This window comes from uncultured Dokdonia sp. (genome assembly GCF_947492535.1).
GTDB lineage: Bacteria > Bacteroidota > Bacteroidia > Flavobacteriales > Flavobacteriaceae > Dokdonia.
Map to the genome: position 1 here is coordinate 77,140 of NZ_CANLNH010000018.1, position 25,871 is coordinate 103,010.

27 protein-coding genes are annotated in these 25,871 nt (G+C 34.2%); 11 read left to right on the plus strand and 16 right to left on the minus strand.

Annotated features, from left to right (window positions below):
* Position 1: 1 nt before the first annotated feature.
* The gene (locus tag Q1A60_RS19030; protein WP_299769984.1) at positions 2-1,069 is read right to left on the minus strand and encodes a PorV/PorQ family protein; all 1,068 of its coding nucleotides are present in this window, start codon (positions 1,067-1,069) and stop codon (positions 2-4) included.
* Between the two features lie 123 nt (positions 1,070-1,192).
* On the opposite strand from Q1A60_RS19030, the gene Q1A60_RS19035 reads away from it, so the two are divergent.
* Positions 1,193-1,939: a CDP-alcohol phosphatidyltransferase family protein gene (locus Q1A60_RS19035; RefSeq protein ID WP_299769977.1), complete on the plus strand. Its 747-nt coding sequence runs from the start codon at positions 1,193-1,195 to the stop codon at positions 1,937-1,939.
* 193 nt (positions 1,940-2,132) lie between these two features.
* The gene (locus Q1A60_RS19040) at positions 2,133-3,596 is read left to right on the plus strand and encodes an aminoacyl-histidine dipeptidase (protein WP_299769974.1); all 1,464 of its coding nucleotides are present in this window, start codon (positions 2,133-2,135) and stop codon (positions 3,594-3,596) included.
* Between the two features lie 72 nt (positions 3,597-3,668).
* On the opposite strand, the gene Q1A60_RS19045 is transcribed toward Q1A60_RS19040, so the two are convergent.
* From Q1A60_RS19045 to Q1A60_RS19055, 3 genes are read right to left on the minus strand one after another with little or no spacing between them, the layout of a single operon-like run.
* On the minus strand, positions 3,669-4,817 hold the full coding sequence (locus Q1A60_RS19045; protein WP_299769972.1) for a peptidylprolyl isomerase: 1,149 nt from the start codon (positions 4,815-4,817) through the stop codon (positions 3,669-3,671).
* Positions 4,818-4,832: 15 nt separating this feature from the next.
* A complete protein-coding gene (gldI, locus tag Q1A60_RS19050; protein ID WP_299769969.1) occupies positions 4,833-5,384 on the minus strand; it encodes a gliding motility-associated peptidyl-prolyl isomerase GldI in 552 nt (183 codons plus the stop codon).
* A 3-nt stretch (positions 5,385-5,387) separates the two neighbouring features.
* Entirely contained in the window at positions 5,388-6,398 is a 1,011-nt protein-coding gene (locus Q1A60_RS19055; protein ID WP_299769950.1) for a bifunctional oligoribonuclease/PAP phosphatase NrnA, read from the minus strand.
* 230 nt (positions 6,399-6,628) lie between these two features.
* On the opposite strand from Q1A60_RS19055, the gene Q1A60_RS19060 reads away from it, so the two are divergent.
* On the plus strand, positions 6,629-7,048 hold the full coding sequence (locus tag Q1A60_RS19060) for a nucleoside-diphosphate kinase (RefSeq protein ID WP_299685604.1): 420 nt from the start codon (positions 6,629-6,631) through the stop codon (positions 7,046-7,048).
* A gap of 76 nt (positions 7,049-7,124) precedes the next feature.
* Here Q1A60_RS19060 and Q1A60_RS19065 read toward each other — a convergent pair whose 3' ends face one another.
* From Q1A60_RS19065 to Q1A60_RS19075, 3 genes are read right to left on the minus strand one after another with little or no spacing between them, the layout of a single operon-like run.
* Entirely contained in the window at positions 7,125-7,418 is a 294-nt protein-coding gene (locus tag Q1A60_RS19065) for a DUF721 domain-containing protein (protein ID WP_299769946.1), read from the minus strand.
* Positions 7,415-7,840, minus strand: coding sequence for a hypothetical protein (locus Q1A60_RS19070; protein WP_299769943.1), 426 nt, complete (start codon positions 7,838-7,840; stop codon positions 7,415-7,417). Before Q1A60_RS19070 ends, Q1A60_RS19065 begins: the two co-directional genes overlap by 4 nt.
* Positions 7,841-7,873: 33 nt before the next feature.
* Positions 7,874-8,965 (minus strand): DNA replication/repair protein RecF, encoded by a 1,092-nt coding sequence (locus tag Q1A60_RS19075; RefSeq protein ID WP_299769940.1) that lies wholly within the window; start codon positions 8,963-8,965, stop codon positions 7,874-7,876.
* A 138-nt stretch (positions 8,966-9,103) separates the two neighbouring features.
* On the opposite strand from Q1A60_RS19075, the gene Q1A60_RS19080 reads away from it, so the two are divergent.
* The 7 genes from Q1A60_RS19080 to Q1A60_RS19110 all read left to right on the plus strand — a co-directional run bounded on the left by Q1A60_RS19080 (position 9,104) and on the right by Q1A60_RS19110 (position 15,402).
* Entirely contained in the window at positions 9,104-9,886 is a 783-nt protein-coding gene (locus tag Q1A60_RS19080) for a tetratricopeptide repeat protein (protein ID WP_299769937.1), read from the plus strand.
* Between the two features lie 62 nt (positions 9,887-9,948).
* The gene (ribH, locus tag Q1A60_RS19085) at positions 9,949-10,446 is read left to right on the plus strand and encodes a 6,7-dimethyl-8-ribityllumazine synthase (RefSeq protein ID WP_299769934.1); all 498 of its coding nucleotides are present in this window, start codon (positions 9,949-9,951) and stop codon (positions 10,444-10,446) included.
* A gap of 123 nt (positions 10,447-10,569) precedes the next feature.
* The gene (locus Q1A60_RS19090; protein ID WP_089374097.1) at positions 10,570-10,863 is read left to right on the plus strand and encodes a hypothetical protein; all 294 of its coding nucleotides are present in this window, start codon (positions 10,570-10,572) and stop codon (positions 10,861-10,863) included.
* Between the two features lie 8 nt (positions 10,864-10,871).
* Positions 10,872-12,728, plus strand: coding sequence for a DNA mismatch repair endonuclease MutL (mutL, locus tag Q1A60_RS19095; RefSeq protein WP_299769899.1), 1,857 nt, complete (start codon positions 10,872-10,874; stop codon positions 12,726-12,728).
* Between the two features lie 49 nt (positions 12,729-12,777).
* Positions 12,778-13,476: a rhomboid family intramembrane serine protease gene (locus Q1A60_RS19100; protein ID WP_363322602.1), complete on the plus strand. Its 699-nt coding sequence runs from the start codon at positions 12,778-12,780 to the stop codon at positions 13,474-13,476.
* 1 nt (position 13,477) lies between these two features.
* Positions 13,478-14,371 (plus strand): rhomboid family intramembrane serine protease, encoded by an 894-nt coding sequence (locus Q1A60_RS19105; RefSeq protein WP_299769893.1) that lies wholly within the window; start codon positions 13,478-13,480, stop codon positions 14,369-14,371.
* Positions 14,371-15,402 (plus strand): endonuclease/exonuclease/phosphatase family protein, encoded by a 1,032-nt coding sequence (locus Q1A60_RS19110; protein ID WP_299769890.1) that lies wholly within the window; start codon positions 14,371-14,373, stop codon positions 15,400-15,402. The genes Q1A60_RS19105 and Q1A60_RS19110 overlap by 1 nt, the downstream gene beginning before the upstream one ends.
* 4 nt (positions 15,403-15,406) lie before the next feature.
* Here the strand turns inward: Q1A60_RS19110 and Q1A60_RS19115 are convergent, their stop codons facing one another.
* The 9 genes from Q1A60_RS19115 to Q1A60_RS19155 form a co-directional block, all read right to left on the minus strand.
* Positions 15,407-16,054, minus strand: a complete 648-nt coding sequence (locus tag Q1A60_RS19115; RefSeq protein WP_299769888.1) for a WbqC family protein — start codon at positions 16,052-16,054, stop codon at positions 15,407-15,409.
* Between the two features lie 9 nt (positions 16,055-16,063).
* The gene (gene lepB, locus Q1A60_RS19120; protein WP_299769886.1) at positions 16,064-17,677 is read right to left on the minus strand and encodes a signal peptidase I; all 1,614 of its coding nucleotides are present in this window, start codon (positions 17,675-17,677) and stop codon (positions 16,064-16,066) included.
* A gap of 54 nt (positions 17,678-17,731) precedes the next feature.
* On the minus strand, positions 17,732-18,433 hold the full coding sequence (gene dapB, locus Q1A60_RS19125; RefSeq protein ID WP_299769884.1) for a 4-hydroxy-tetrahydrodipicolinate reductase: 702 nt from the start codon (positions 18,431-18,433) through the stop codon (positions 17,732-17,734).
* Entirely contained in the window at positions 18,433-19,032 is a 600-nt protein-coding gene (locus Q1A60_RS19130) for a DUF5683 domain-containing protein (RefSeq protein WP_299769882.1), read from the minus strand. Before Q1A60_RS19130 ends, dapB begins: the two co-directional genes overlap by 1 nt.
* The gene (locus Q1A60_RS19135) at positions 19,022-19,921 is read right to left on the minus strand and encodes a ParB/RepB/Spo0J family partition protein (RefSeq protein WP_299769880.1); all 900 of its coding nucleotides are present in this window, start codon (positions 19,919-19,921) and stop codon (positions 19,022-19,024) included. Before Q1A60_RS19135 ends, Q1A60_RS19130 begins: the two co-directional genes overlap by 11 nt.
* A 5-nt stretch (positions 19,922-19,926) precedes the next feature.
* Positions 19,927-20,694, minus strand: coding sequence for an AAA family ATPase (locus Q1A60_RS19140; protein WP_299769878.1), 768 nt, complete (start codon positions 20,692-20,694; stop codon positions 19,927-19,929).
* 122 nt (positions 20,695-20,816) lie between these two features.
* Positions 20,817-21,935: an outer membrane beta-barrel protein gene (locus Q1A60_RS19145; protein ID WP_299769876.1), complete on the minus strand. Its 1,119-nt coding sequence runs from the start codon at positions 21,933-21,935 to the stop codon at positions 20,817-20,819.
* 151 nt (positions 21,936-22,086) lie between these two features.
* Positions 22,087-23,511 carry a hypothetical protein gene (locus Q1A60_RS19150; protein WP_299769874.1) on the minus strand — a complete coding sequence of 475 codons (1,425 nt, stop codon included), beginning with the start codon at positions 23,509-23,511 and terminating at the stop codon, positions 22,087-22,089.
* Positions 23,512-23,700: 189 nt separating this feature from the next.
* Entirely contained in the window at positions 23,701-24,789 is a 1,089-nt protein-coding gene (locus tag Q1A60_RS19155; RefSeq protein WP_299769871.1) for a M42 family metallopeptidase, read from the minus strand.
* Between the two features lie 106 nt (positions 24,790-24,895).
* Here Q1A60_RS19155 and Q1A60_RS19160 point away from each other — a divergent pair, with 106 nt between their 5' ends.
* Positions 24,896-25,576: a DUF4294 domain-containing protein gene (locus Q1A60_RS19160; protein WP_299769868.1), complete on the plus strand. Its 681-nt coding sequence runs from the start codon at positions 24,896-24,898 to the stop codon at positions 25,574-25,576.
* The last annotated feature ends 295 nt before the right edge of the window (positions 25,577-25,871 follow it).

Below are 25,871 nucleotides of genomic sequence, written 5' to 3' on the forward strand. Positions count from 1 at the left end.
ATTACCTAAAGAGTTCCCAATCTAATTTTAAAGAAAATACATTCGAATAAATAGCAGCACTTTGATCACCAATATCTGTAAGTGCATAGTCCACATGAATTCCTTTGTATTTAAAACCAACCCCAATATTAGGTTGAAATCCTATAGAAGTAGAATTATCTAATTCTGTAATTTCTTGAAAGTTTCCTACACCAGCTCGTACATATACCAACTCGGAGTATCCAAATTCAAAACCAAATGCAGGAGTAACACTCACTGCCGATGAAGAGACAATGTCATTAGTTTGTGCAAAACGAACGTTAAAATCAATTTCTGCTTTAAAACTATAATCGTAGTGATGTATCCACGTTCTTCCAAAGCCTGCTTGTAATTTTGGGATTGTAATTTCAGTGCTCTCAGGAAGTTCTTGATTCTGTCCAGCTACAGCATCACTAATGGTAGCAAATTGTTCTTCATCAATACTCCATGCATTTACTGTAGTCGTAATATCACGAGCCATTAATCCAAAATCCCAATTTCCTTTTTTCCATTGTAATCCTATATCGATACCAAACCCCCAGCTATTAGCAAAATCACCAATAACACGGCGTACTACTTTTGCATTAGCACCTATAGCAAGTCCATCTAAAGGAAGTTCACGCGCATACGAAAAGGTGACAGCCCAATCTGCTGTAGAAAATAAACTTATTCTATTAAAATCAATATTTCCTTCGGCGTCTATAAGTTGTGTTGTATTTAGGATATCATCTACCCCAAAACGTATTACAGAAATACCTACCGCACTTTTATCATCTAAAGGTTTTGCAAAGGCTACATAATCATAGTTAGCAATATTAGCAAAATAAGAGGCGTGCATTATAGATACTTGATTATCTTCTAGATGTATAAGACCTGCAGGGTTCCAGTAGCCAGAGTTTACATCACTAGTACTAGCTACGACAGCATTACTCATTCCTAAGGCAGCAGCATCTACACCTATGTTTAAGAACTCATTAGAGTACTTACGCACAGCTTGTGCGCTTACAGAAAGTGTAAGCAGTATAAAAATTATGGTAATGTTCTTTTTCAAAAGCAGTAATTACGGAGCAAATATCCCCTTTTTATTACATATTCTAAACTTTATTTTAATCGAGATATTGTATATATAATTATATAATTCATTTTCTTTTCTATTTTTACAGAAATACTAAGAATGGGACTCAAAAAATATATACCTAATGCCCTCACCATGGGTAATCTTTTAAGCGGATGTATTGCGATGTTATTTGCTGTGCATGATCAAATGGAATATGTTGCAATTTTTGTAGCGCTTGGTATCTTTTTTGATTTTTTTGATGGTTTTTTTGCACGCCTTTTAAAGGTGCAAAGTGAGGTTGGTCTTCAATTAGATTCGCTTGCTGATATGGTCACTAGTGGCGTAGTGCCAGGTGTTGTTATGTATCAGTTATTATTAGATGCAACAGATATCCCTTGGGGAGCTTCTTTAGATGCATACCATTTTAATATTGCATATATTGGATTTATAATCACCTTAGCATCTGCGTATCGCCTTGCAAAATTTAATGTAGATGACCGTCAGACCAATTCATTTATCGGTCTTCCAACGCCTGCCAATACACTTTTTATCATTAGCATACCTTTAATTTTAATATATGGTGAGTACGCTTTCGCGAAAGCGGTATTTACAAATCCATATGTTTTAATTGGGATTGCGATTACTAGTTGCTATATGCTTAACGCCGAAATCCATTTATTTGCTCTTAAATTTAAAACCTGGAGTTTTGGAGAAAATAAAGTGCGTTATCTGTTTATTCTTGCTAGTATTCTACTACTAATCTTTTTGAAATATCTAGCAATTCCATTACTCATAGTTTTGTATGTATTACTATCATTAATGTTCCCTGATAAGAACATAAAATATTCTACTAAAAACGAATAATATCATTTATGGATAAAATTTTTGTTTAAATAAGAGTAAATATTTTTTGCTATATCTAGGCATAAAATTCAAGAATAGCCATAGGTATTGTTTCATTTTATAACGAAGATATAGTAGAAAGAGAATGAGATTATATGCGAAATTTTTATCTGTAAATGGGATAAGGAAGTATCTTTGTAAAAAAGACACTTTTATGACAAATCCAGAGATAAGAGCATTAGAACCTAAGGTGCTCTGGAATAAGTTTGCAGATCTTAATGCTGTACCACGTCCTTCAAAAAAAGAAGAACGTGTCATACAGTTTATGAAAGATTTTGGGAACAATCTTAACCTAGAAACGATTGAAGATGAAGTAGGGAATGTAATCATACGTAAACCTGCTACTGCTGGGATGGAAAACCGTAAGATGGTAGTGATGCAATCACACCTAGATATGGTGCATCAAAAAAATGGAGATACTACATTTAATTTTGATACCCAAGGTATCGAAATGTATATAGATGGAGATTGGGTACGAGCTAATGGAACAACGTTAGGAGCCGATAATGGATTGGGAGTAGCCACAATTATGGCAATACTAGAGAGTGATACTATTGAGCATCCTGCCATTGAAGCATTATTCACCATAGACGAAGAAACAGGTATGACTGGAGCTATGGGTTTAAAAGGAGGTATTTTACAGGGAGATATTTTATTGAACCTAGATACAGAAGAAGATGATGAGATAGGAGTAGGCTGTGCTGGCGGTATTGATGTGACAGCTACTAGATCGTATAAAGAAGAGGCAATAGGAGAAGGAAAAATAGCATATATCATAACAGTAAAAGGTCTCCAAGGAGGGCATTCTGGAATGGATATTCATAAAGGATTAGGGAATGCTAACAAGTTGATGAATCGTCTCTTATATAATGGTTTTGAAAACTTTGGATTACGTATCTCTGAAATCGATGGTGGGAGTTTGCGTAATGCAATCCCTAGAGAGAGTTTTGCTACGATTGTGGTAGATAAAATCCAACAAAACGCATTCGAATTCGAATTTGATGCATTAGCAAATACCATTAAAAAAGAATTTGAATCCTTAGAAGGGAGCTTAGAGATTATTCTTTCTCAAATTGAGCTTCCAGAAAACGTTTTAGAATTAGGCGTTCAAGAAGGATTGACAAAAGCTTTATACGCAGCTTATAATGGTGTATATCGTATGAGTCCGGATATAGAAGATTTAGTAGAAACTTCAAATAATATAGCACGTGTTTTAGTAAAGGGAGGGACTATTAAAATAGGATGTCTTACTCGTTCTTCTGTAGAAAGTTCTAAAATAGATTTGGCAAATGCGCTAAGAGCTACGTTTGAATTGATAGGTTGTGAAGTAGAATTATCGGGAGATTATCCAGGATGGGCGCCTAATATGAAGAGTCCTATTCTTTCTGTTCTTGTAGATAAGTATAAGCAAATAAATAATGCAGCACCGCATGTAGCTGCATGTCATGCAGGTTTAGAGTGCGGGATATTAGGGCAAAACTATCCAGATATGGATATGATTTCTTTTGGCCCTACGATTAAAGGAGCACATTCACCAGATGAACGTGCAAGTATTTCTTCTGCGCAGAAATATTGGAACTTTGTCCTTGAAATTTTAAAGGACGTTCCTGTAAAATAATATTGTATATATAGTATATTAAAAAAGGCTAGAGAATTTTCTCTAGCCTTTTTTAATGAACAGTATGTTATTCTATTGTTTCTCTTTAATACCTACGAGTTCTAATTCAAAAACTAAATCAGAGTTAGGAGGAATTGCACCTGGATATCCTGATGCACCATAGCCTAAATGAGAAGGAATAAATAAAGTGATTTTATCTCCGATACTCAAAAGCTGTAATCCTTCTTTAAATCCAGGAACAAGAGCTGCATCTGGACTGTATAAAGTACCTAGTGGGTTATAACCAATAGCATCTTTACGACGTTGGTCAAATTTATCTTGACTTCTTGCTACCTCTTCTATACTTGTGTCAAATAGCTCTCCACTTTCAGCAAAAAAACCAGCGTATTTCACATTTACAGAATCTCCGATAACTGGTTTTTGTCCACCTGCCTTATGATCCCAGTGTATTTTAAGACCACTAGGGAGTTCTTCTGCTTTTGCTAATTTTTCATTGAATCTATTTTTAAATTCAGAAAATCTATTTGCATATTTATCTAACTCTTTTGCAAATGTAGCGGGAGCATCAAAGTTTTTAGCAGCAGTACCAATACGTATGATGTTCACTTCTCTCATAATTACGTCTTCTTTTGGAGAACTTCCTCCAGCACTAGTCATTTCTACGCCAGTAATAGCATCAATTACTTCAAGTCCAATAACTGTTTTTCCCCAAACAGTATGACAACTTACACGTCTTCCTCCACAATTTTTTCTTCCACCATTTTGGTCAAATCCATCAAGATGTGGTGTTGCTTTGTGTGTAATAAAAAATTGACTTCCATTTGTATTCTCTCCTGAATTAGCCATAGAAAGGACTCCTTTTGAATCGTGTCTTCTTGTAGGTAATAATTCATCATGGAATTTATACCCTGGTCCACCTCTTCCTGTACCTTCTGGGTCTCCTCCTTGAATCATAAAGTCTTTAATGATTCTATGGAATTTTAAACCATTATAGTATGGCTTATTTGCATAAGCACTATCTACCATAGGATGTGTTCCCTCAGCAAGAGCTACAAAGTTTGCTACCGTAGCAGGAGCATCTTCATAGTACAATTCGGCAACCATAGTTCCTTGGTCTGTAATAAATTCTGCGTAGATACCATCTTCTAGGTCGGGGTATTTATCATTGCATGATAGCAATGCAAAAAGGGCTGCAATAAGTAACATTGATATTTTTTTCATGGGTTATTATATTAATTATTTTGGTTCATTATTTTCTATCTTAAGTAAGGTTACTGTAGATCGAATAGGAACATTACTTCCTATTTTATCTTCAAAACCATAGTAACCATATGCTTTGTGAGAAGGAAATAAAAAAGTGATAGTCTCTCCTTCTTTCAAAATTTTAATTCCGTCACGTATACCAGAAATAAGTTCTTGATTACTTTGATCTACTTTAATGGCTTGTACTCCTATCTCTTCCTTAGGAAGAATAACAGTGCCAGATAAAGTTTGTAAATCATAGGTAAAATTAACAATATCTCCTTTTATAGGAGTTTTTGTAGACAGTGTATCTTGTGTTGTATAGGTATACCAAAACCCACTTTCAGAACTTATATAGGTATTGCTAGTATCTTTTTCGATGATTTTTTTAATAATGACTTCCTCTTCCGAGATGAGTTCTTTATTACGTTTTACAGATTCAGTAATATAAGATCCTGTTTTTTGAGATATGGGGCGTCTTGCTTCTGGCTCTTGACAAGCAAGAAGGCATAACATACATATTATGAGTATAATCCCTTTTTTCATTCCTTATAATTTGTCTTTATAACGCGGTAATATACTAATAAATTGGTCTACGGTATCTTTTAATGAAAGGTCACTTTTTCCTCCCGCAGCGTTGGTATGACCACCACCTTCATAATGAGCACGCGCAAATTCATTTACAGAAAATTCACCTTTAGAGCGTAATGACATCTTTATAATAGCATCTGCTTTATTTTCTATAAAAATTACAGCAAAAATAATTCCTTTTAAAGACAATCCATAGTTTACAAAGCCTTCTGTATCTCCTTTCTGGAAATTATGATCATCTAGCTCTTTTTGAGTCAATGTAATATAAGCGGTTTTGTATTCAGGAAGAATTCTAAGGTTCTTAAGAGCTACGCCTAAGAGTTGTAATTTGGTATGACTATTTGTATCATAAATATTACGATGAATACTTGCGTTATTAGCCCCTATAGCAATTAATTTAGAAATCACTTCATGCGTAATTGCTGTAGTTGAAGGAAATCTAAAAGAACCTGTATCTGTCATAATTCCTGTATATAAACAGGTAGCCATATCGGCATCAATATGATCTGTAGCTTGTATTGCATCTAGAAAATGATATACCATCTCACAAGTGCTACTCATACTCGTGTCACTATAAGTAACTAAAGCATAATCTGAAGGTTGTTGGTGATGATCTATCATAACAAAATCTGCAGAAGCAGCAGCAAGTAGCTGTCCCATGTCTCCAGTTCTAGAAAAATCATTAAAATCTAATGTAAAAATAAGATCAGCACTGTCTATTTTTTGAGCAGCTCCTTTCGGATCGGAACTATAGGTGATGACATCATGATTACCTGGCAGCCATTTTAAAAAATGAGGATACTCATTAGGGGCTACAACAACTGCAGTATGTCCTTGACTATTTAAATACTTGCATAATGCAAGCGTGCTTCCCATGGCATCTCCATCAGGATTTTTATGAGGGACAACCACAATAGATTTAGGAGTGCTAAGTAATGAATGTACAGTCTTTATTTCATTAGAATTCATAGGGGGCGAAGATACAATTTATGAGTATGATGCGTAAGAAAGATGCTCACTAATTTATAAAATTGAAATAAGAAACTGAATTTCATGAAGCTTACCATTTCCATAATGTAGAAAAGCACTATTTTTGCGCCAAATTTAAAAAGAAGTTATACGCTTTCGCGAAAGCATATAAAAGAATATTTTATAAATACTAAAGACTCTTCTTAAGAAAGAGAGTTAAATTTAAGACTATGGCAACAAATAGAACGTTTACAATGATTAAGCCTGATGGCGTAGAAAATGGACACATCGGAGCAATTTTAGAAAAAATTACAGCTAGCGGATTTCGTATTGTAGCAATGAAGTTAACGCAAATGACAAAAGCAGATGCTGAAACTTTTTATGCTGTACATAATGAGCGTCCATTTTTTGGAGAACTTGTTGAATTTATGACACGCGGACCTATCGTTGCAGCAATTCTTGAAAAAGAAAATGCAGTAGCAGATTTCCGTACATTAATTGGAGCAACAAATCCAGCAGATGCTGCTGAAGGAACTATCAGAGCTTTATATGCAACGTCTATGGGAGAAAATGCTGTACACGGTAGTGATAGTGATGAAAATGCTGCTATTGAAGGAGCTTTCCACTTTGCAGGAAGAGAGATGTTTTAATACATTATCCACAATATAAAAAAGGGCTATCTAATTTTAGATAGCCCTTTTTTATGGGTTAAAGTGTTTATAATTTCTATCGTAAAATAAGCTTCTTTACAACATCTCTTCTTAATTCTTCATTAAGACGCTCCATAATTTTTTCTTTACCGTAACTTAATTCTTCTCTAAAGACAGAAGAACTAAGATTTACCAATAAGGTGTCTCTTTCCAAGCGAACAGAAATCGTATAGGTTTTAAAGGCAGGATTAAGTGAGTACCAAGCATTTTCTACATCTAGCTTGTCTATCCCTTTTTGGAGTTTGTTTTTAGATACAAACTCTCCTAAGGCATCACTTATTGATATAGGATCTGTATTACGCTTTGTCATTTAGAAAGGAGTATAGGTTCATATCTTCTATAAGTATAGGTATTTCCATTATCATTAAGAAGAATTAATTGTTCTTTAGACGCTTTAACTACAGTTTCTTTCCAACTATCAAAAGCAGTTGTATATGTTAATATCAATTGATCTTCTTGAATCTCGATGTCTATATTCTCTGAAGATTGTGAGGTTGTAAAATGCCCACTTATGTCTGGTTGTACTTTTTTACGAATCCCTATATGATTGTCTTGAATATCAAAAAAGTCGATATTTTGACTTATAGAAAATGTTTTTGTTTCTCCACTAGGTGTTGTTACACTTGCAATTTCCCAATATCCTTCTAAATGGGTTAGTTTTTCTTCAGGTGCTTGGGTACAACCATAAACACATAAACTAATTAAAAAACAGAAAATAAGTATTTGTTTCATAAGCAGATAGCAAAGTACGCAAAAAAGAGTGGATTATTCTTGATGACCTAAGTGAAATAATTCATAACTCTGATGAATTTTTTTCACCACTTCTTCGGTACGATCAGGATGTGTATCACTAATAAACAGTTGACCAAAATTATTAGTATTTACCAATTCGATAATATGCGTGACTCTATTTTCATCGAGCTTGTCAAAAATATCATCAAGCAATAGAATAGGGCTTACACCACTTTCCTTTTTGATAAAATTAAATTGAGCGAGCTTTAATGCGATAAGATACGTTTTCTGTTGCCCTTGAGAACCAAACTTTTTAACCGGATATCCATTTATTTCAAAAGCCAGATCATCCTTATGGATTCCTACGCTTGTATATTGTAACATTCTATCTTTAGCTAATGTATTGGTAAGTAAGTGCTCTAACGGCATATCATGCAAAGCACTTTGATAAGTAAGAGACACTTCTTCGGTTGCTCCACTAATGGCTTTATACTGTTCTTGAAAAATGGGAGCAAATTGTATTAAAAACGCTTTTCTTTTTTCGAAAATTGGCTGTCCATAGGTGACTAATTGCTCATTATAGACACTTAAAGTATCCTGATCAAAGGTATTATTAGCCGCAAAATACTTTAATAATGCATTTCGTTGACTTAAAACTTTCGAATATGAGAGTAAATTTGATAAGTAATTTTTGTCACTTTGAGAAATAACACCATCTATAAATTTACGACGCATATCACTTCCCTCTGTAATCAAATCTCTATCTGCTGGAGAGATAATTACCAAAGGTAAAAAACCAATGTGATCTGCAAAACGATCGTATACTTTTGCGTTGCGTTTTATAACTTTTTTTTGCCCTTTTTTAGCGCTGATTACTACTTTTTCTTCACGTTCACTTTTGTCGTAAACCCCATCTATAACAAAGAAATCTGCATTGTGGTTAATGTTTTGACTCGTTACAGGATTAAAATAACTCTTTCCGAAAGATAAGTGGTAAATGGCATCGAGAATATTGGTTTTTCCTACGCCATTATTGCCTACAAAACAGTTAATTTTGGCGTCAAATTCAAAGGCTTTTGAGGCGAAGTTTTTATAGTTAATTAAGGACAGAGATTTTAAAATCATAGGGTTTGTTATGAGTACGCTTTCGCGAAAGCGTATAATTTCTCAGAAATGGTTTGCAAAATATCGAAAAATAAGGAATAAATTCCCTTTCAAAATTCAATAAAAATTATATTTTTGCGCCACTAACAAAATAAGTATATGGCAACGTATAATAAAAGAGGATATAAACCGAAAACGAAAGCTGAAAAAGTAGTAGAGGAAGAGATAGATATCAAAGACAGTACTACTGCTGAAGTATTTGCTAGCCTAGATGAGGGTGCCTCTAAAACCGAAGAGTGGGTAGAAAAGAATCAAAAAGCTATTTTGACAGTCATTCTTTTGATTCTTGCAGGCGCTTTAGGATATATGGCGTATGGTAAATTTATCAAAGAGCCTAAGATTGCAGAAGCAGCAAATGAACTCACAGTAGCACAAGAAAGTTTTACAACGGCACTTGAAACTACAAATACTAATGTAAAAGATTCTTTATACTTGGTAGCACTTAATGGTTCTCAAGGAAAGTATGGATTACTAGATGTTGCAGATAAGTATAGCGGTACACCATCTGCAAATCTTGCAAACTATTACGCAGGGATGTCTTACTTAGAGATTAAAGACTATAAAAATGCAATAAGTCATTTAGAGAAATTTTCTTCTAGTGATATGATACTAGGGCCTCTTGCAAAAGGAGCTATAGGAGATGCGTTTATGCAGTTAGATCAAGCTGAGCAAGCATTAGATTATTATGAAAAAGCGTTAAAATTAAATACAAACGATTTTACAACACCTCGTTTCTTATTTAAAGCCGCTGTTGCAGCTATCGATTTAGGTAAAAATGATATTGCAGTAACCTACCTTAACCGAATCAAAAACGAGTTTAAAGATTCGGAATATGCAAGTCAAGTAGATTTGTATCTAGGAAGAGCACAAGCTGGAAACTAGTTTTCAATACGTAAATTAGGTGTCTCCTAATACGTACTATTGAAGTTTAAAACATAATTAATATGGCTACAGAAGGAAATAACCTTTCTGTTTACGATAAAGCAACAATCCCAAATGCGAAAGATTTTCGATTTGGGATTGTTGTTTCTGAATGGAATGGTCAAATTACGGAAGGTCTTTTTCAAGGCGCTTTTGATGCCCTTAAAGATTGCGGTGCAATCAATGATAATATAGTACGTTGGAATGTTCCTGGTGCTTTTGAACTTATTTATGGTTGTAAACGTATGACAGCATCCTATGATATGCTAGATGCGATTATCGCTATAGGAACAGTAATTCAAGGAGAAACCAAACATTTTGATTTTGTATGCCAAGGTGTTACTGAAGGAATAAAAGAGCTAAATCTTAAAGGCGATATTCCTGTTATATTCTGTGTGTTAACGGATAATACAATGCAACAATCTATTGATCGTAGCGGCGGTAAACACGGTAATAAAGGAACCGAAGCAGCGATTGCAGCCATAAAAATGGCACAACTCAAAAAAGAGTCGAAATTTTAAAATTGGTAACAAAATCCAACTTTAATTTCTATACTATTTTCCCAAATCTTGGGGTGTAAACTGTTAAATAGGCATGCTTTTTGACTGTAAAAAACGTATATTTGATATAATACCAAGTACGTTATGGGACCAATAAAATTTACATTAATAAAAAAGCTCAAAACCAATAATAGGTTTAATTATACACCTCGTTATTACGATGGTAAAGATGATGTAGATGAAACTAAGTATACTACTAAGATAGATGCTTATAGTGAATCGTATAATAAAAATGATTTTAGTTCCCATTGGAATGAGGCGAGAAAATCTTCTAGAACAAGAAATAATAGCGGCCTCAATAGTACGATATTGATTATAATTACAATACTCACATTTATATTTTTATGGATTATAGATTTCGATCTATCCATATTTTAGGTACATAGATGACAGACATTATTAAGCTTTTACCAGATCATGTAGCAAATCAAATAGCTGCTGGTGAGGTTGTACAACGACCCGCTTCTGTTGTAAAAGAACTTTTAGAAAATGCAATAGATGCTGAAGCAACATCCATAAAACTCATTGTTAAAGACGCAGGTAAAACACTTATCCAAATTATAGATAATGGAAAAGGAATGAGTGAGACAGATGCTCGAATGAGTTTTGAACGTCATGCAACTTCCAAAATCACATCTGCCGATGATCTTTTTAATCTCAATACAAAAGGATTTAGAGGAGAGGCACTCGCTTCTATAGCTGCTGTCGCCCATGTAGAGTTAAAAACACGTATACATACTAATGACGTAGGAACGCGTATTGAAATAGAAGGAAGTAAGATCATCACTCAAGAACCATGCGCAACACCCACAGGAACATCACTAGCCGTTAAAAATCTTTTTTTTAATATCCCTGCAAGGCGTAATTTTTTAAAGTCTAATAATGTAGAGCTCCGACATATCATAGATGAATTTCAACGTGTCGCATTAGCGCATCCGCAAATTGTATTTGCGATGTTCCATAATGATGGGGAAGTATTTCAATTGCCTGCTGGAAATTTAAAACAACGTATTGTTGGTATTTTTGGAGGAAAAACCAATGAAAAATTAGTACCCGTTGCTGAAGAAACAGATATTGTCAGCATTCAAGGATTTGTCGTAAAACCTGAGTTTTCTAAAAAAACAAGAGGTGAACAATTCTTTTTTGTAAATGATCGATTTATAAAAAATCCATACCTCAATCATGCGGTAAGCACTGCTTTTGAAGGATTATTGCCAGATAAGACACGCGCTAGCTATTTCTTATACTTGATTGTCGATCCTAGTACAATAGATATTAATATTCATCCTACAAAGACAGAGATTAAATTTGATGATGAGCATTCTCTATATGCAATCTTACGTAGTACGATAAAACATAGTTTAGGGCAATTTAATATTGCGCCCGTACTTGATTTTGATAGAGATGCAAACTTAGATACACCTTATGCGTATAAAGATAAGTATGTAAATACGCCTAAAGTAGAAGTAGACCGTACCTTTAATCCATTTGATACAGTGCCGCCTCCTAAAAAAGGAGCTTCGATGCCTACTTATACAAAACCAAATGTAGAAGGATGGGAGCAATTATATGAAGGATTAAAAACAACTCCTTCAGATAGGACAAGTAATGTTACGTATGAAAGTGATGAGGTAACGGGAGATTTATTTAAAAAAGAATCTGGGTACGCTTTCGCGAAAGCGGAATCATCTACCTATCAATTAAACAATAAATACATCATTAGCACCATTAAAAGTGGGATGGTGATTATAGACCAACATAGGGCACATCAACGTGTGTTATATGAAGAGTTTTTACGTAATATTACGGTGAAGGAATCAGTGAGTCAGCAGTTGTTGTTTCCTTTGGTGTTAGATTATAATTCATCAGAGTTGGCATTACTAGTACAACTTAAAGAAGGACTTGAGAATACAGGTTTTGTATTTGGGAACGTAGCTAATGAAACATTAGAAATTACAGGAATTCCTACGTCATTACCAGAATCTGAAGTGCCAATCGTTATAGAACAATTATTGAGTGATCTAGAAAGCGAAGTGCCAGACACTGGATTTAGTCAGACAGATACCTTAGCAAAAAGTATGGCAAAGAGTATGGCTGTAAAAGCAGGAGAAACGCTAGATGCGAGTTCTAGAGAACATCTTGTAAATAGTTTATTTGCCTGTAAAGAACCTACGGTTTCCCCAGGAAATCGCACTACGTTTATAACAATGAATGCAGAAGAATTAGATCGAAAATTTAAGTAAGGAAATGGGAAGGATAACAGATACCGTTAAAGTTTTATTGATAATAAATGTGATTTTTTTTCTAGGGAGTCAATTTGTTGAAGTAACGTATCAATACTTCTCATTGTGGTTTCCATATAGTGAGAATTTTAGAGTATGGCAGGTTTTTACACATATGTTTATGCATGCAGATGTATTACATATTTTCTTTAATATGTTTATGTTGTATATGTTTGGGAGTCATTTGGAAAATATTTTAGGGAAGAATAAACTCTTGATATTATATTTCTCAGCAGGTTTGGGGTCAATGATTTTACACCTTGGAGTTCTATACTTGGATTTTTGGCCAGGCTATGATGCAATGTTAAGTAATGGTATGTCAATAGAAGACGTTAATACATTTTTGAAGACTTCTTCTTATCCTACTTCAATTGCTCAATTTGTGAGCGAAGATGCCCTGTACAACACTTATACTGCAAATAGGAATCCTATGTTAGGTGCATCTGGAGCAGTATTTGGATTACTTGCAGGTTTTATGATCTTGTTCCCTAATTTAGAATTAATGGTTTTCCCTATTCCAATACCAGTTAAAGCAAAATATTTAATAGGAGGGTATTTCTTGTTGAACGTATATTCTGCTATCACAGGTCATAGTATAATTGGACCTTCAAATACAGCATATTGGGCGCATATAGGAGGTGCCCTAATTGGTTTTATTATGATGTATTACTGGAAGAAAAATAGTTTTAATAATAAACGCTGGAATTAATATGGCGGCAAATTCATTTTTAAATCAATTTAAGACAGCAAATATTGCGATTAAACTTATCGTAATTAATGTCGCTGTTTTTTTGATATTCAATATTTTACCATGGCTTGTACAAATAGATAATGGGGTGCTAACAAGGTATTTTGTGTTGCCTACAGATCTTATGCGATTCATACAGCAACCTTGGTCTGTAATCACATATGCGTTTTTGCATAGTGGTTTCTTGCATATTCTATTTAATATGTTATTTCTGTATGTTTTTTCTAAGTTTATCTTAAATCTATTTACAGAAAAACGATTCCTCACGATCTATTTATTAGGTGGGATTGTAGGTGGGTTAACATTTGTGTTGGTCTACCTTCTATTGCCTGCTTTTAAAGGAAATAGTGTCTTGCTTGGTGCATCTGCGGCAGTAAATGCTATTATCATTTTTATAGCGACCTATAGCCCTAATACGCCTATACGCATTTTTATGTTTAACTTAAAGCTTTGGCATATTGCAGCTTTTGTTGTGCTAAGAGATTTACTAACGCTCGATTCTTCTAGCAATGCAGGAGGGCTAATATCCCATTTAGGAGGTGCCGCTTTTGGGTATATATATGCAATGCAACTTGCAAAGGGAAATGATATAGGTCTCTGGTTTGAAAAGATCATGGATACAGTTGCAGGTTGGTTTTCCTCCAAACCAAAAACGAAGAATGCAAGAATGCGTACAGTGCACCGTAAAACAAAAAAGGCACCACCAAAAAGTACGAAAACCAGACAAACCCCCGTTAGTAAAAGTGAGCAACAGCAACAAATAGATGCCATCCTTGATAAAATAAGTAAGAGTGGTTACGATAGTCTTTCTAAAGCAGAAAAAGACTTTCTATTTAAGGCTGGAAAAGATAATTGATGAAAGGACTCTCCTTTTTTGGAAAAGCTATTTTCTTTTTTAATAGCATATTTGCCATTCTCTTAGTTTTAGGGTATGCATTGCCGTATATCCCACCACATATATTTCCAAGACTTTCTGTACTGAGTTTGTTGTTGCCTGTATTACTTCTTATCAATGCTGTTTTTCTTATCTATTGGGTTTTGAGAGGAAAGAGACAGTTATTCCTTTCTGCCTTTGTTCTTATTATTGGAATAGGACATATAAGTTCGCTATATCATTTTGGTAATACTAAAAGTGAGGCTGGTGTAGAAGGAGTCAAACTTTTGAGTTATAATGTGCGTTCTTTTAATATTCATGGTTGGTCTAAACAAGAAAATGTAGGCGATCGTATTATAGAATTTATATCTCAAAAAGATCCAGATATTGTTTGTTTGCAAGAATATTACCCTAAATATTCATTGTCTAAAGATCAATACCCGTATCAGTATAAAAAAATGAGTGAGATCTCTAAAAGCTTTGGACAGGTTATATATTCTAAATTCCCGATTGTTACTACGGGTTCTTTAGACTTTTATAAGACAGGTAATAATGTGATATATGCCGATGTTGTTGTAAATAATGATACGATACGAGTATATAATGTACATTTTCAGTCGTTACGGGTGTCTCCAAAATTTGGCACCTTTAATGAAGAAGGGTCAAAGCGATTATTAGGTAGGATGGGGGAGTCTTTCAAAAAACAAGAAGAACAAGTAATGCAATTTCTTGAAAGTGAAAAAAAATCACCGTATCCAGTTATAGTTGCTGGCGATTTCAATAATAGTTCAACCTCATATATGTATCGTAAGATAAGAGGAACAAAACAGGATGCATATGAGAAATCAGGTTCTGGAACTGGACGTTCATTTACGTTTGATTTTATCCCGTTACGTATAGATTTTATACTAGCCGATCCGAAATTTGAAATACTTCAATTTAAAAATTATAATATCAAATTATCAGATCATTATCCTATAGAAAGTAGTATCAATAAGGATTTTAAGTTCTAAGGGATTAAGAAATAACCTTAGATAGATCTACATTTTCTAGGTAGGTAATCGCATTAGGACCTTCATTAAATAACAAATCTAAAATAGATAAATTAGATAGGTATCCATGTTTATCATGAAATAACTGATGGTATTCAGGAAGGTTATAATCAGGTTCTTTTTTAGACGTAATAAGGTGACGTACGTTGGTAATAGGTGGCTTTGGATTCCTAAAATACTCTTCAGTATAACTAATCTCCTTTTCTAATTGCAAACATTCCATGATACAGGTGTGACACGCCAAATTAAATTCAATAAGGGTATCATATACCGTTGTGTATAAGGGTTCAAACGTATCTTCATAATATTCAAAAAATGGAGAGGTTTGATAGGCTACTTTTAAAGAGCGCCAATGATCACGCTGCCAGTGAAATTTGTTTTCTAATTGTACTTCAAAAGTGAGTTGATGCTGTTTAGATGTACGATTGTGTTTTACAGGAATTGTTAGCTGTAACATACCGCTAGCAGTAGCAATTTTAGTACGTGTTCTATACGATTGTTTCTGATAGTTGTCTAACGCCTCAAAAATAACAGTATCAGCTTGGGCAATACATGCATAATGTATAATAGGCAAGCAATACCCTGGATGTATTAGAATAGTATCTAGACTCATTATATGGGGTTACGCTTTCTGTTGTTTCTTTTTCTTTCTAAAGAAATTGAAACCAAAATATAAAATTAATAACCCTAAAAAATGATAACGATAGCTCGTTAATTTTCCATCACCGCCTACCGTAGTAAAGACACGATCCCAACGGATACGATTTAGAAATCCTTTTTTATTTGGATCTAAACTAAACCATACAAATACAGGTTTTCCGACTACGTGTGTGTATGGTGTATATCCCCACATTCTTGCGTCTTGAGAATTATGACGATTATCTCCCATCATCCAGTAATAATCTTGTTTAAAGGTGTATTCTGTGATAGAGTTACCATTTAAGGTGACTTCATTACCATTTACTTGGATGTCATTTTTTATGCCCATTTCAGAACCTTCATATACCTCTATAATACGCTTGTAAAAAGGAATAGATTCAGGTGTGATGGTAATTGTTTTTCCTTCTTCTGGGATGTAGATAGGACCATAGTTATGAACACTCCAGTCATGTCCGCTCCTAGCTGGAAACAAACTTGAATTAGTATTGTTAGGTATATCTTTTGGTTCAATACTTATAATACTAGAATTGTTACTTAATTTTTGATAAGCTGCATCAGTCATTTGAGCGACTTGAGTGTAAATTCTATTATCCTTATCATAATCACTTAAATAAATATCACTAATATCGTATCGATTTGACAAAAAAGGCGTCGGGGAAGCATATTCGCCTCTTTCGTTTTGAGTTACAAAAGGTTCTTTAGATACTATCTTATAAGAAAACTGTAATTTAGCTCTATCAGGAAGATTATTCTTAACCCCATTTGTATACACATATCCATCTCTAACTTCTAGAGAATCTCCGGGTAATGCAACACAGCGTTTTACATAATTAGATTTCTTATCTACAGGCTTATATATAGCTTCACTTGTAGGATCTGTTATTACAGTTAATGTGTCAACAGGCCAACTAAAAACAACGATGTCATTACGTTTGATACTTTGAAAGCCTGGTAACCTAAAATAAGGTAACTCAGGAGAAGAAAGATATGATTTTTTATTTACTACAGGAATTGCATCATGTAACATAGGTGTTGCCACGGTAGTCATGGGCGTTCTTGCGCCATAATGAAACTTACTTACAAAAAGATAATCTCCTACTAATAATGTTTTTTCTAATGAAGACGTAGGTATTGTAAAGGGTTGCATAAAATAGGTGTGCACTATCGTAGCTGCTACGATAGCAAAAAGAATAGAGCTTACCCACTCTCCATTACTGCTTTTAGGGTTTAAATCTCTTTCTTTTATATGAGGAGCATCTGTAGCATAGTTGATATAAAATAAATACAATCCACAGGTTAAAACAACTAAGGCAGTGTCTTTATAGGAATTAAAGCCAAAACTCCTTGCTGTTTCGGTCCATACTACGGGAAACATAATTAAGTTTACAATAGGAATAAAAAGTAAAATCGTCCACCACCACGGTCGATTTATGATCTTCATAAGTACCACTGCATTGTATACAGGTACTGCTGCTTCCCAAGCTTGTCTTCCAGCTCGTATGTATAATTTCCAAGTCCCTAGAAAGTGAATGACTTGTACGGCTAGAAAAAAAATAAACCATTGTGTGATTGTCATGATATATTGTATTTATGGGTAGTTAGTGTCTTAGTGTTTGTTGATGTTACGTAATTAAGAAATATTTAATACATCTGCCATAGAAAATACGCCTTTTTTGCCAACAAGCCATAAAGCGGCAACCAATGCTCCTTGTGCAAAACCAAGTCTAGAATGTGCTTCATGATATAATTGTATGGTATCTATTTCATTTTTATAAGTAATCACATGCGTTCCAGGGACAGTTCCTTCTCTTTTAGAAATAATAGGAATGGTATGTGCTTCTTCAGTAGCGGTATTCTTCCAGTTAGAATAATTTCCTGCATCTATAATGCCTTCGGCAAGTGTAATCGCGGTACCGCTTGGAGCGTCTAGTTTTTGAGTATGATGAATTTCTTCCATCGCTACTTTATAACTGTGATGAGGCGCCATATACTGTGCTAACTTCTTATTAATTTCAAAAAAGATATTCACTCCAATACTAAAATTTGATGCATAGATAAAACTTCCATTTTTTTCTTTACACAAGGCAATCATTTCATCATAATGCGCTAACCATCCGGTTGTCCCTGAAACAATAGGAACTCCTGCATGTAAGCAAGCGCTAATATGAGAGACAGCAACATCTGGAAGACTAAAATCTATAGCTACATCTATAGTATCAAAACTAAATGGAGTACTGTCATTTCGTTTTATAACAACTTCATGGCCTTGGGCTAGTGCTATTTTTTCAATGGCCTTGCCCATTTTTCCATATCCTAAAAGTGCAATCTTCATCAGTCTATATGATAGGTGAGTTTAAAACCGTAACGAAATGCCTGCCCTAAATCATCTGTCTGAATATCTGGAGCAAAAGTCAAATCATCACTTACGTTATATTGAGTGAGATGCGCATCTACATTTGCCTCAATAATCTGGAGAACATACATCCCTGCTGTCACAAGAATGGCAAGTTCTTTTTGTCTTCTAAAAAAGTCTTGAGCTTCAATAAGGCCGTTATTGTCAAAAACTTCTGTTGTGGTTCCATCTTCATTAATGATGGTAAATTCATCCATACGTCCAGCAAGTCTATCTTTAAACGCAGTTCTATAACGTTTAAATTCTCTGTCATTATCGATAGCAAAAAACACACCCGTTCCTAAAGCCCCGTATACGATAGGTAATTTCCAATAATCTTTATTGTATGCTTGTCCTAATCCAGGTAATGCCGCTGCATAAAAAGCAGCTTTAGCAGGGCGAAGAGGGTCTATACTCTGTTGCGTTTTTATCGTGTCAGGATCTGTATCGTCTGTAATAATGGTGTCTTCTGTTTGCGCTTTCGCGAAAGCGTATACCAAAAGAAAACCTAAGAGTAATATGCTGTTTCTATTTAGCACCTTTGATCAATTTCTGTAAGCGGTTAAAATCTTCTTCTGAAGAAAACGGAATCGTAATTTTACCTCTTCCATTTTTGGATACTTGTATAGCTACTTTGGCTCCAAAATACTCAGCAAATTCTTTATTCCCTTTTTGAATAAATTCAGGTGCGTTTTGTTTTTGGGGAAGCACTGCTTCAGAAGTAGAATGGTAATTCTTTACTAGTGCTTCTGTTTGTCTTACAGATAATTTATTGGCAATGATTTTTTCGTAAATATCAAGTTGATCGCCTGTATTATCTATATTAATCAAGGCACGACCATGTCCCATAGATAGAAAACCATCACGCATCCCTGTTTGTACAATAGGATCTAGTTTTAATAAACGTAAATAGTTTGCAATCGTAGATCTATTCTTACCTACACGCTCACTCATTTGTTCTTGTGTAAGTTGTATCTCATCAATAAGACGTTGATAGGAAAGGGCAATTTCTATAGGGTCTAAATCCTGACGCTGAATATTCTCTACAAGCGCCATCTCAAGACTCTCTTGATCATTTGCAATACGTATGTAAGCAGGAATGGTTTCGTTGCCTATAAGTTTTGAGGCTCTAAAACGTCGCTCTCCTGAAACAAGTTGGTACTTGTTAAAGCTAAGTTTACGTACAGTTATAGGTTGTATAACGCCTAATTCACGTATAGACGAAGCTAACTCGCGTAAGGCTTCTTCATTAAAGCTTGTACGAGGTTGAAAAGGGTTTACTTCAATATCTTTTAGGTCTAACTCAACGATATTGCCTACAACCTTATCTGCATTTTTATCTTCTGCACTTTTGATGTCATTGTCAGGGTCTTTCAATAATGCAGAAAGACCACGGCCTAGTGCTTGTTTTTTTGTTGCTTTAGCCATATGCTCTAGCTGTTATTTTTGGTAATAAGCTCTTGTCCTAAGCTTAAATAATTTGTAGCTCCTTTACTTCCAGCATCATAATTTATAATACTCTCTCCATAACTCGGAGCTTCACTCAATCGTACATTACGCTGAATAATGGTTTTAAATACCATTTCACTAAAGTGCTTTTGAACTTCTTCAACTACTTGATTTGATAAACGTAGTCTAGAATCATACATAGTTAATAAAAGTCCTTCTATATCCAGTGCTGTATTATGTATTTTTTGCACACTTTTAATAGTATTTAACAGTTTGCCTAGACCTTCTAGTGCAAAATACTCACATTGTATGGGAATAATAACAGAATCTGAAGCAGTAAGCGCGTTTAAGGTCAGTAACCCTAAAGAAGGTGCACAATCTATTAAAATATAATCGTATATATCTCTTAAATGCCCTATTGCTTTTTGCATCATATACTCTCGTTTGTCTTTATCAACGAGTTCTATTTCAATAGCAACAAGGTCTATATGCGCAGGAATTAAGTCTAAATTAGGTGAACTTGTTTGTATAATAGCTTCTTCAGCAGTGTTTGTATGTTCTAAAAGTTGATACGTTCCTATTTGAATACTGTCTACGTCAATGCCTAAGCCAGAGGTGGCATTGGCTTGAGGGTCAGCATCTATGAGTAGTACTTTTTTTTCAAGTACACCAAGTGATGCAGCTAAGTTTACAGAAGTTGTTGTCTTTCCAACACCTCCTTTTTGATTTGCGATAGCAATTATTTTGCCCATATAGATTTGAGGAAATTTAAAAAGTAAAAATACAATTTATAATGAGTAAATAAAATGCTTTCAAAATTAAAAAGGTCATTGCTAGCAATGACCTTTTTAATTATCGTGATTTATAATGTAAATTAAAAGTAATAATTAAGACTTAGAGTAACGTTTTCATTGTTTACAATAAGTGGTATGACCGTGTTATTTACAGGAAATGATAAATTGTTTTCGTATTCTGATACGTATGTAAATGTAATTCCTATATGCTTTTGATTAGGAAGCTGTAAACGCACTCCAATTTTAGGAGCTAAAATTGGATTCCCTCCAGTAATGTCAAAATTAAAACCATCTACATTTCCTTCAAAAGAATCTGATGTTACTCCAATACTGAAACCAGCAAAAGGTTTAATTTTCCCTGTTTTATTAAATAAATATTCTAATCCTAAAAAGGCTCTATAGCTGTTTATTCTAAAACTAGTGGTTTCTGAGGTATTCGTATCAAAATCTTTTTCTCCAGAAAAATTAGCACTCCCTTCGAGTGTTATAAAAAGATTGCCTTGTATACGACCAAAGAAGCTTGGAGATGCAATCACTCCCGCCTGTACTTGTACAGAAGCTAATGATTCCGAGTTATTATTGTCAAAAAAACGCACATTATTTAAGCCTGCCCCAATACCCGCAAAAAAACTTGCTTGGTCTGTATTATGTAATGTGGCATTTTTCACTTCTTTTTTAGTAGGAGTGTAAATGCCATAATCACAGGTATTATAAATCTCGACTATTTTACGAAGTGCGGGTGCGTTAAAATTATCTTCATTATTTAAAAGAGCTCGTATACTGTTACAGTCATCAAATAAAACGGCTAGTTTTCCAGGTGTTTTACTAGATTTTTCATCTGTGTTAATAACAACATTTTTGCCGTTATTCCCTGTGATAAGGTATTGAGAGTCATTTATTTTATATAAACTTCCTTTCCCAGATACAACATTTGATGTGTAATATGCAGTTCCATCAATATCTCCTTTCACTAGCGTAGTAGTGCCTAAAGTGACTGACTTAACTTGACTAAAAGTATATGAACTTTCTTTCAAGTCTTTTTTCAAGGATATTTTTTGTGTTTCATAATCTATAAGTACGCGTCCTTTAATGGTTTCATTAGAAGTAGTAGCAATAGATCCTTTCGTATAATTTTGAGCAATACTAGTTGTGGAAATAAAAATTAGAGAAAATACTAGTAGGAGAATATTTTTTTTCATAGCAGTAGTTTTTTTGAGTTTAAAATCATCAAAAAATATGTCTATTTGGTCGAAACTACAGTTCATTTCTTACGTAAAAAAAAAGGGAAGCATTTTAAATGCTTCCCTTTTTTATATAATTGATTAGCGTTTTACTATAATACGCTTTATATTAATTTGCTTGTAAAAGAATATTATCAATAGCAAGTTCATCACGAGAATCACTACCCGAGATATCATTACTTTCGAAACGGATGTAAATAAATGCTCCATCTGCAACTGTAGCAGAAAAAGAAGCAGATCTCATTGTACTAACAAAGCCAAGTGCATCACTAGTCCCCGGTGATGCGTAATCTAACGCAGGTATAGGAGTAAAAGTTATATTATCTGTAGAATAAGAAAAATTTAGACTATTGCTTCTGTTTACAGCTCCATTGTTGTTGACATATATATCATAGCTAATCATGAAATTTGAAACAGGTGCTCCAGTTGTATTTTCTATTCTAAAATCAAATGATCCAGGTGTAAAATCACCTCCAGTCGGTTGAGCTCCTAATGATGTATCTCCAGCGCCATCTACATCAAAAGCATAGATACCTCCAGTACCTACACCTCCATTACTTGTACCTCTTGCAAAATCTCCAGATGTTTGAGTACCTCCATAATCCAAAGAACCACTAACGCCATCTACAATAACGATGTCAGAATCAAGTTGTCCAGCACTAGGCATAGGCGCAAACCCAGCACCTGTAAAAGATTGGAAATCTTCAGAATATAATGTTGTTAATGGTTCTGTGCAGGAAACATCACTAACAAAAGTTCCATCTACAGTTCCTACTAGAGGAGAAGCCCAAGACCAAGTCCCAGAAATACCAGAGCAATCATTAGGCCCAGTAGCTTCATTATTAAACGTGTGTGTTCCAGACCATGTTACATCACCATCTCCCGCAGTATAACCTACAGTAGTCATTCCATCACCACTAGTGACATCACAAGTAGTTTCATCACCGCTTGCAATACAATTATCTTGAACTCCTATACCATTATAGACTGTCATTCCTAATGTAGTCTGAGTTGCAATAGAGCTATCTCCATCTGCAGTTACAAACATAAAATTAAATGTTTGTGTCATAGAGTTGTCTACGGGCCCAGCACAAGTAGTACAAGTGTATGTTCCAGTAACAGGCGTTACCGGAGCTCTTGATGTATTTCTAGCTGCTAAAATTGAACTTTCAGCACCTCTAAAAGAAACAGTATTTATTTCTAATGTTTCTCCTTCGTTTCCAGTAGTCATTGTAAAAGAAAGCTCATTTGATGTAAATATGATTTCTTTTGTGTTTCCTAAATTAGAGATTTGATCTGTAGTAATACTGATAACTTCACCTGTAGCTAATGTTAAATTAGCTGTTGCAGAGAGAGCATCGTCAGATAGTGTAACATCTAATGTACCTCTATTATCTCCATTTACCGTTGTAAATATTCCTTTGTAATTTTCAACTTCAAGAGTAGCAATATCTGTACTACTATCTATGTTTTCTTCTGTACTACAAGCTATCACTATGAGGGCTAGTAGAAAATAGGATAAAACCTTCTTCATTATAATATTGATTTGTTGTTTATTATGCGCTGCAAAAATAGATGGATTTTATTAGTTTTATATTACTTTATCATTAATTCTTTGGTACTTATAAGCTTGAAAAATGAAAAATCATAAATGATGCAAGTGTAATTATTGCATTATTTATGATTTTCCTTGTTTTGTGTATACGCTTTCGCGAAAGCGTATTTATTCGAAATAGCTAAAGGTTTCTCCGTCTTCTATCGTTAAAAGTGTTTCGTATATTAATTTGATGACATTTTCTACATCTTCGCGATGCACCATCTCTACCGTGGTATGCATATATCGTAAAGGTAAAGAGATAAGGGCAGAAGCTACACCGCTATTACTGTATGCAAATGCATCTGTGTCTGTCCCTGTAGCACGGGATAAAGCAGCTCTCTGAAATGGAATTTTATTTTTCTCTGCAGTTTCTGTAATACGATCCCTAAGTTTTTGTTGTACAGCAGGAGCATACGCAACAACGGGTCCTTTACCTATGGCAGCTTCTCCTTGAATTTTTTGATCTATCATAGGAGTGGTTGTGTCATGAGTTACATCAGTGACAATAGCTACATTAGGTTGAATTCGTTCTGCAATCATTTGAGCACCTCGTAAGCCTATTTCTTCTTGAACAGAATTGGTTATATATAAGCCAAATGGTAATTTCTTTTTGTTTTTGTGTAACAATCTAGCTACTTCTGCAATCATAAAACCTCCAGCTCTATTATCAATCGCTCTACAAACAAATTTATCATCATTAAGAATGTGAAATTCATCTGGATATGTAATAACACATCCTATATGAATCCCCATTTTGTGAACTTCGTCTTTATCTTTTGCGCCTACATCAATAAAAATATTATTAGGCTTAGGAGGTTCTTCTTTGGCTCTGTTGCGTGTATGAATTGCAGGCCATCCAAAGACGCCTTTTATAATTCCTTTTTTAGTGTGGATGTTTACAATTTTAGAAGGAGCAATTTGATGATCACTTCCTCCGTTTCGTATAACATATAGGAGTCCGTTTTCTGATATATAGTTCACATACCAAGAAATTTCATCTGCGTGACCTTCTATGACTACTTTGTATTTTGCTTTTGGGTTAATTACAGCAACAGCAGTACCATATGTGTCGGTAATAAATTCATCTACATACGGTTTTAGGTAGTCCATCCATATTTTTTGCCCATCCCACTCATAACCAGTTGGGGCAGCATTGTTAAGGTATTTCTCTAGAAAATCTAATGATTTTTTGTTCAATATACTTTTTGAAGCCATTTAAATATTTTTTTATAAAAATAAGAATATTAATAAGAAGTTAATAGTGTTATAACGCTGTAATCTTTAATTTTGGAATGATTTTAGCTTAAAGCGAAATAAAAGTATGCGCATCATCATAATAGTCATATTTATATTCTTTCCATTATTAGTAATGGCACAAGACACTATTGTCAAGCCTGAAGAAAACATAGAATACTATATAATACAAGGAGATACAATACCTAGAAGTGCTATAGATCTTAATGAAGTAATTGTTTTTAAACCTTTAAAATTTGACTCTAAAGAAGAACGTAGACGTTACCTAATCCTTCGTAGAAAAACACGTAAAGTATATCCATATGCTAAACTCGCAGCAGATAGGCTAGTTGCATTAAATGAAAGATTGGCATCTATTGAGAAGAAAAGTGCTAAAAAGAAGTACACAAAAGTGATTCATAAGTATCTTGAAAATGAATTTTCTACAGAACTTAAAAAACTCACTAGAACAGAAGGTCAGATTTTAATTAAACTTATTCATAGGCAAACGGGAGAAACTACTTTTGAATTGGTGAAGCGCTTACGAAGTGGATGGAAAGCTTTTTGGTACAATACAACAGCAAGTGCGTTTGATATTTCTTTAAAGAGGGAGTATGACCCTGAAAATATAGAAGAAGACTATTTAATTGAAGATATATTACAACGTTCATTCCAATCTGGAATACTTGAAAGGCGTAATTCAGTTTTGGATTTTGAATATTGGGATTTGTCCAATAAATGGAAATCTACTCCTAAGCAAGAAGATTAAATCTACTAGTTTTAAAATACATCATTTCTAAAACGAAATCCCTTCATTTTCTGCGTGCATTTAGTAGTCTATATATATTAAGGTAAGTTGGGGTTATTTTCGTGTGGTTTATGTAATTGTTTTTCAGGTAATTGTATATTTTTCAAAAAAAGTTGAATAAATATTGTTTTTAATTAAAAAAGGGGTGTTATCTTTGCGGTCCGTTTCGGCGAAAGCGGTAGTTCATATACATAGCATGTTGGTTGTTTTTAGAGGGGTAAAAAAAGATTAAATTTTTTTTCATTTTTTGTTTGTT

Coding starts and splice junctions, on each gene's coding strand:
- Q1A60_RS19080 (WP_299769937.1), top strand. CDS start 9,104: ATGGCAACGTATAATAAAAGAGGATATAAACCGAAAACGAAAGCTGAA.
- Q1A60_RS19035 (WP_299769977.1), top strand. CDS start 1,193: ATGGGACTCAAAAAATATATACCTAATGCCCTCACCATGGGTAATCTT.
- Q1A60_RS19160 (WP_299769868.1), top strand. CDS start 24,896: ATGCGCATCATCATAATAGTCATATTTATATTCTTTCCATTATTAGTA.
- lepB (WP_299769886.1), bottom strand. CDS start 17,677: ATGACAATCACACAATGGTTTATTTTTTTTCTAGCCGTACAAGTCATT.
- Q1A60_RS19075 (WP_299769940.1), bottom strand. CDS start 8,965: ATGATTTTAAAATCTCTGTCCTTAATTAACTATAAAAACTTCGCCTCA.
- Q1A60_RS19135 (WP_299769880.1), bottom strand. CDS start 19,921: ATGGCTAAAGCAACAAAAAAACAAGCACTAGGCCGTGGTCTTTCTGCA.
- Q1A60_RS19150 (WP_299769874.1), bottom strand. CDS start 23,511: ATGAAGAAGGTTTTATCCTATTTTCTACTAGCCCTCATAGTGATAGCT.
- Q1A60_RS19045 (WP_299769972.1), bottom strand. CDS start 4,817: ATGAAAAAAATATCAATGTTACTTATTGCAGCCCTTTTTGCATTGCTA.
- Q1A60_RS19115 (WP_299769888.1), bottom strand. CDS start 16,054: ATGAGTCTAGATACTATTCTAATACATCCAGGGTATTGCTTGCCTATT.
- ribH (WP_299769934.1), top strand. CDS start 9,949: ATGGCTACAGAAGGAAATAACCTTTCTGTTTACGATAAAGCAACAATC.
- mutL (WP_299769899.1), top strand. CDS start 10,872: ATGACAGACATTATTAAGCTTTTACCAGATCATGTAGCAAATCAAATA.
- Q1A60_RS19065 (WP_299769946.1), bottom strand. CDS start 7,418: ATGACAAAGCGTAATACAGATCCTATATCAATAAGTGATGCCTTAGGA.
- dapB (WP_299769884.1), bottom strand. CDS start 18,433: ATGAAGATTGCACTTTTAGGATATGGAAAAATGGGCAAGGCCATTGAA.
- Q1A60_RS19040 (WP_299769974.1), top strand. CDS start 2,133: ATGACAAATCCAGAGATAAGAGCATTAGAACCTAAGGTGCTCTGGAAT.
- gldI (WP_299769969.1), bottom strand. CDS start 5,384: ATGAAAAAAGGGATTATACTCATAATATGTATGTTATGCCTTCTTGCT.
- Q1A60_RS19155 (WP_299769871.1), bottom strand. CDS start 24,789: ATGGCTTCAAAAAGTATATTGAACAAAAAATCATTAGATTTTCTAGAG.
- Q1A60_RS19110 (WP_299769890.1), top strand. CDS start 14,371: ATGAAAGGACTCTCCTTTTTTGGAAAAGCTATTTTCTTTTTTAATAGC.
- Q1A60_RS19060 (WP_299685604.1), top strand. CDS start 6,629: ATGGCAACAAATAGAACGTTTACAATGATTAAGCCTGATGGCGTAGAA.
- Q1A60_RS19145 (WP_299769876.1), bottom strand. CDS start 21,935: ATGAAAAAAAATATTCTCCTACTAGTATTTTCTCTAATTTTTATTTCC.
- Q1A60_RS19055 (WP_299769950.1), bottom strand. CDS start 6,398: ATGAATTCTAATGAAATAAAGACTGTACATTCATTACTTAGCACTCCT.
- Q1A60_RS19140 (WP_299769878.1), bottom strand. CDS start 20,694: ATGGGCAAAATAATTGCTATCGCAAATCAAAAAGGAGGTGTTGGAAAG.
- Q1A60_RS19090 (WP_089374097.1), top strand. CDS start 10,570: ATGGGACCAATAAAATTTACATTAATAAAAAAGCTCAAAACCAATAAT.
- Q1A60_RS19070 (WP_299769943.1), bottom strand. CDS start 7,840: ATGAAACAAATACTTATTTTCTGTTTTTTAATTAGTTTATGTGTTTAT.
- Q1A60_RS19105 (WP_299769893.1), top strand. CDS start 13,478: ATGGCGGCAAATTCATTTTTAAATCAATTTAAGACAGCAAATATTGCG.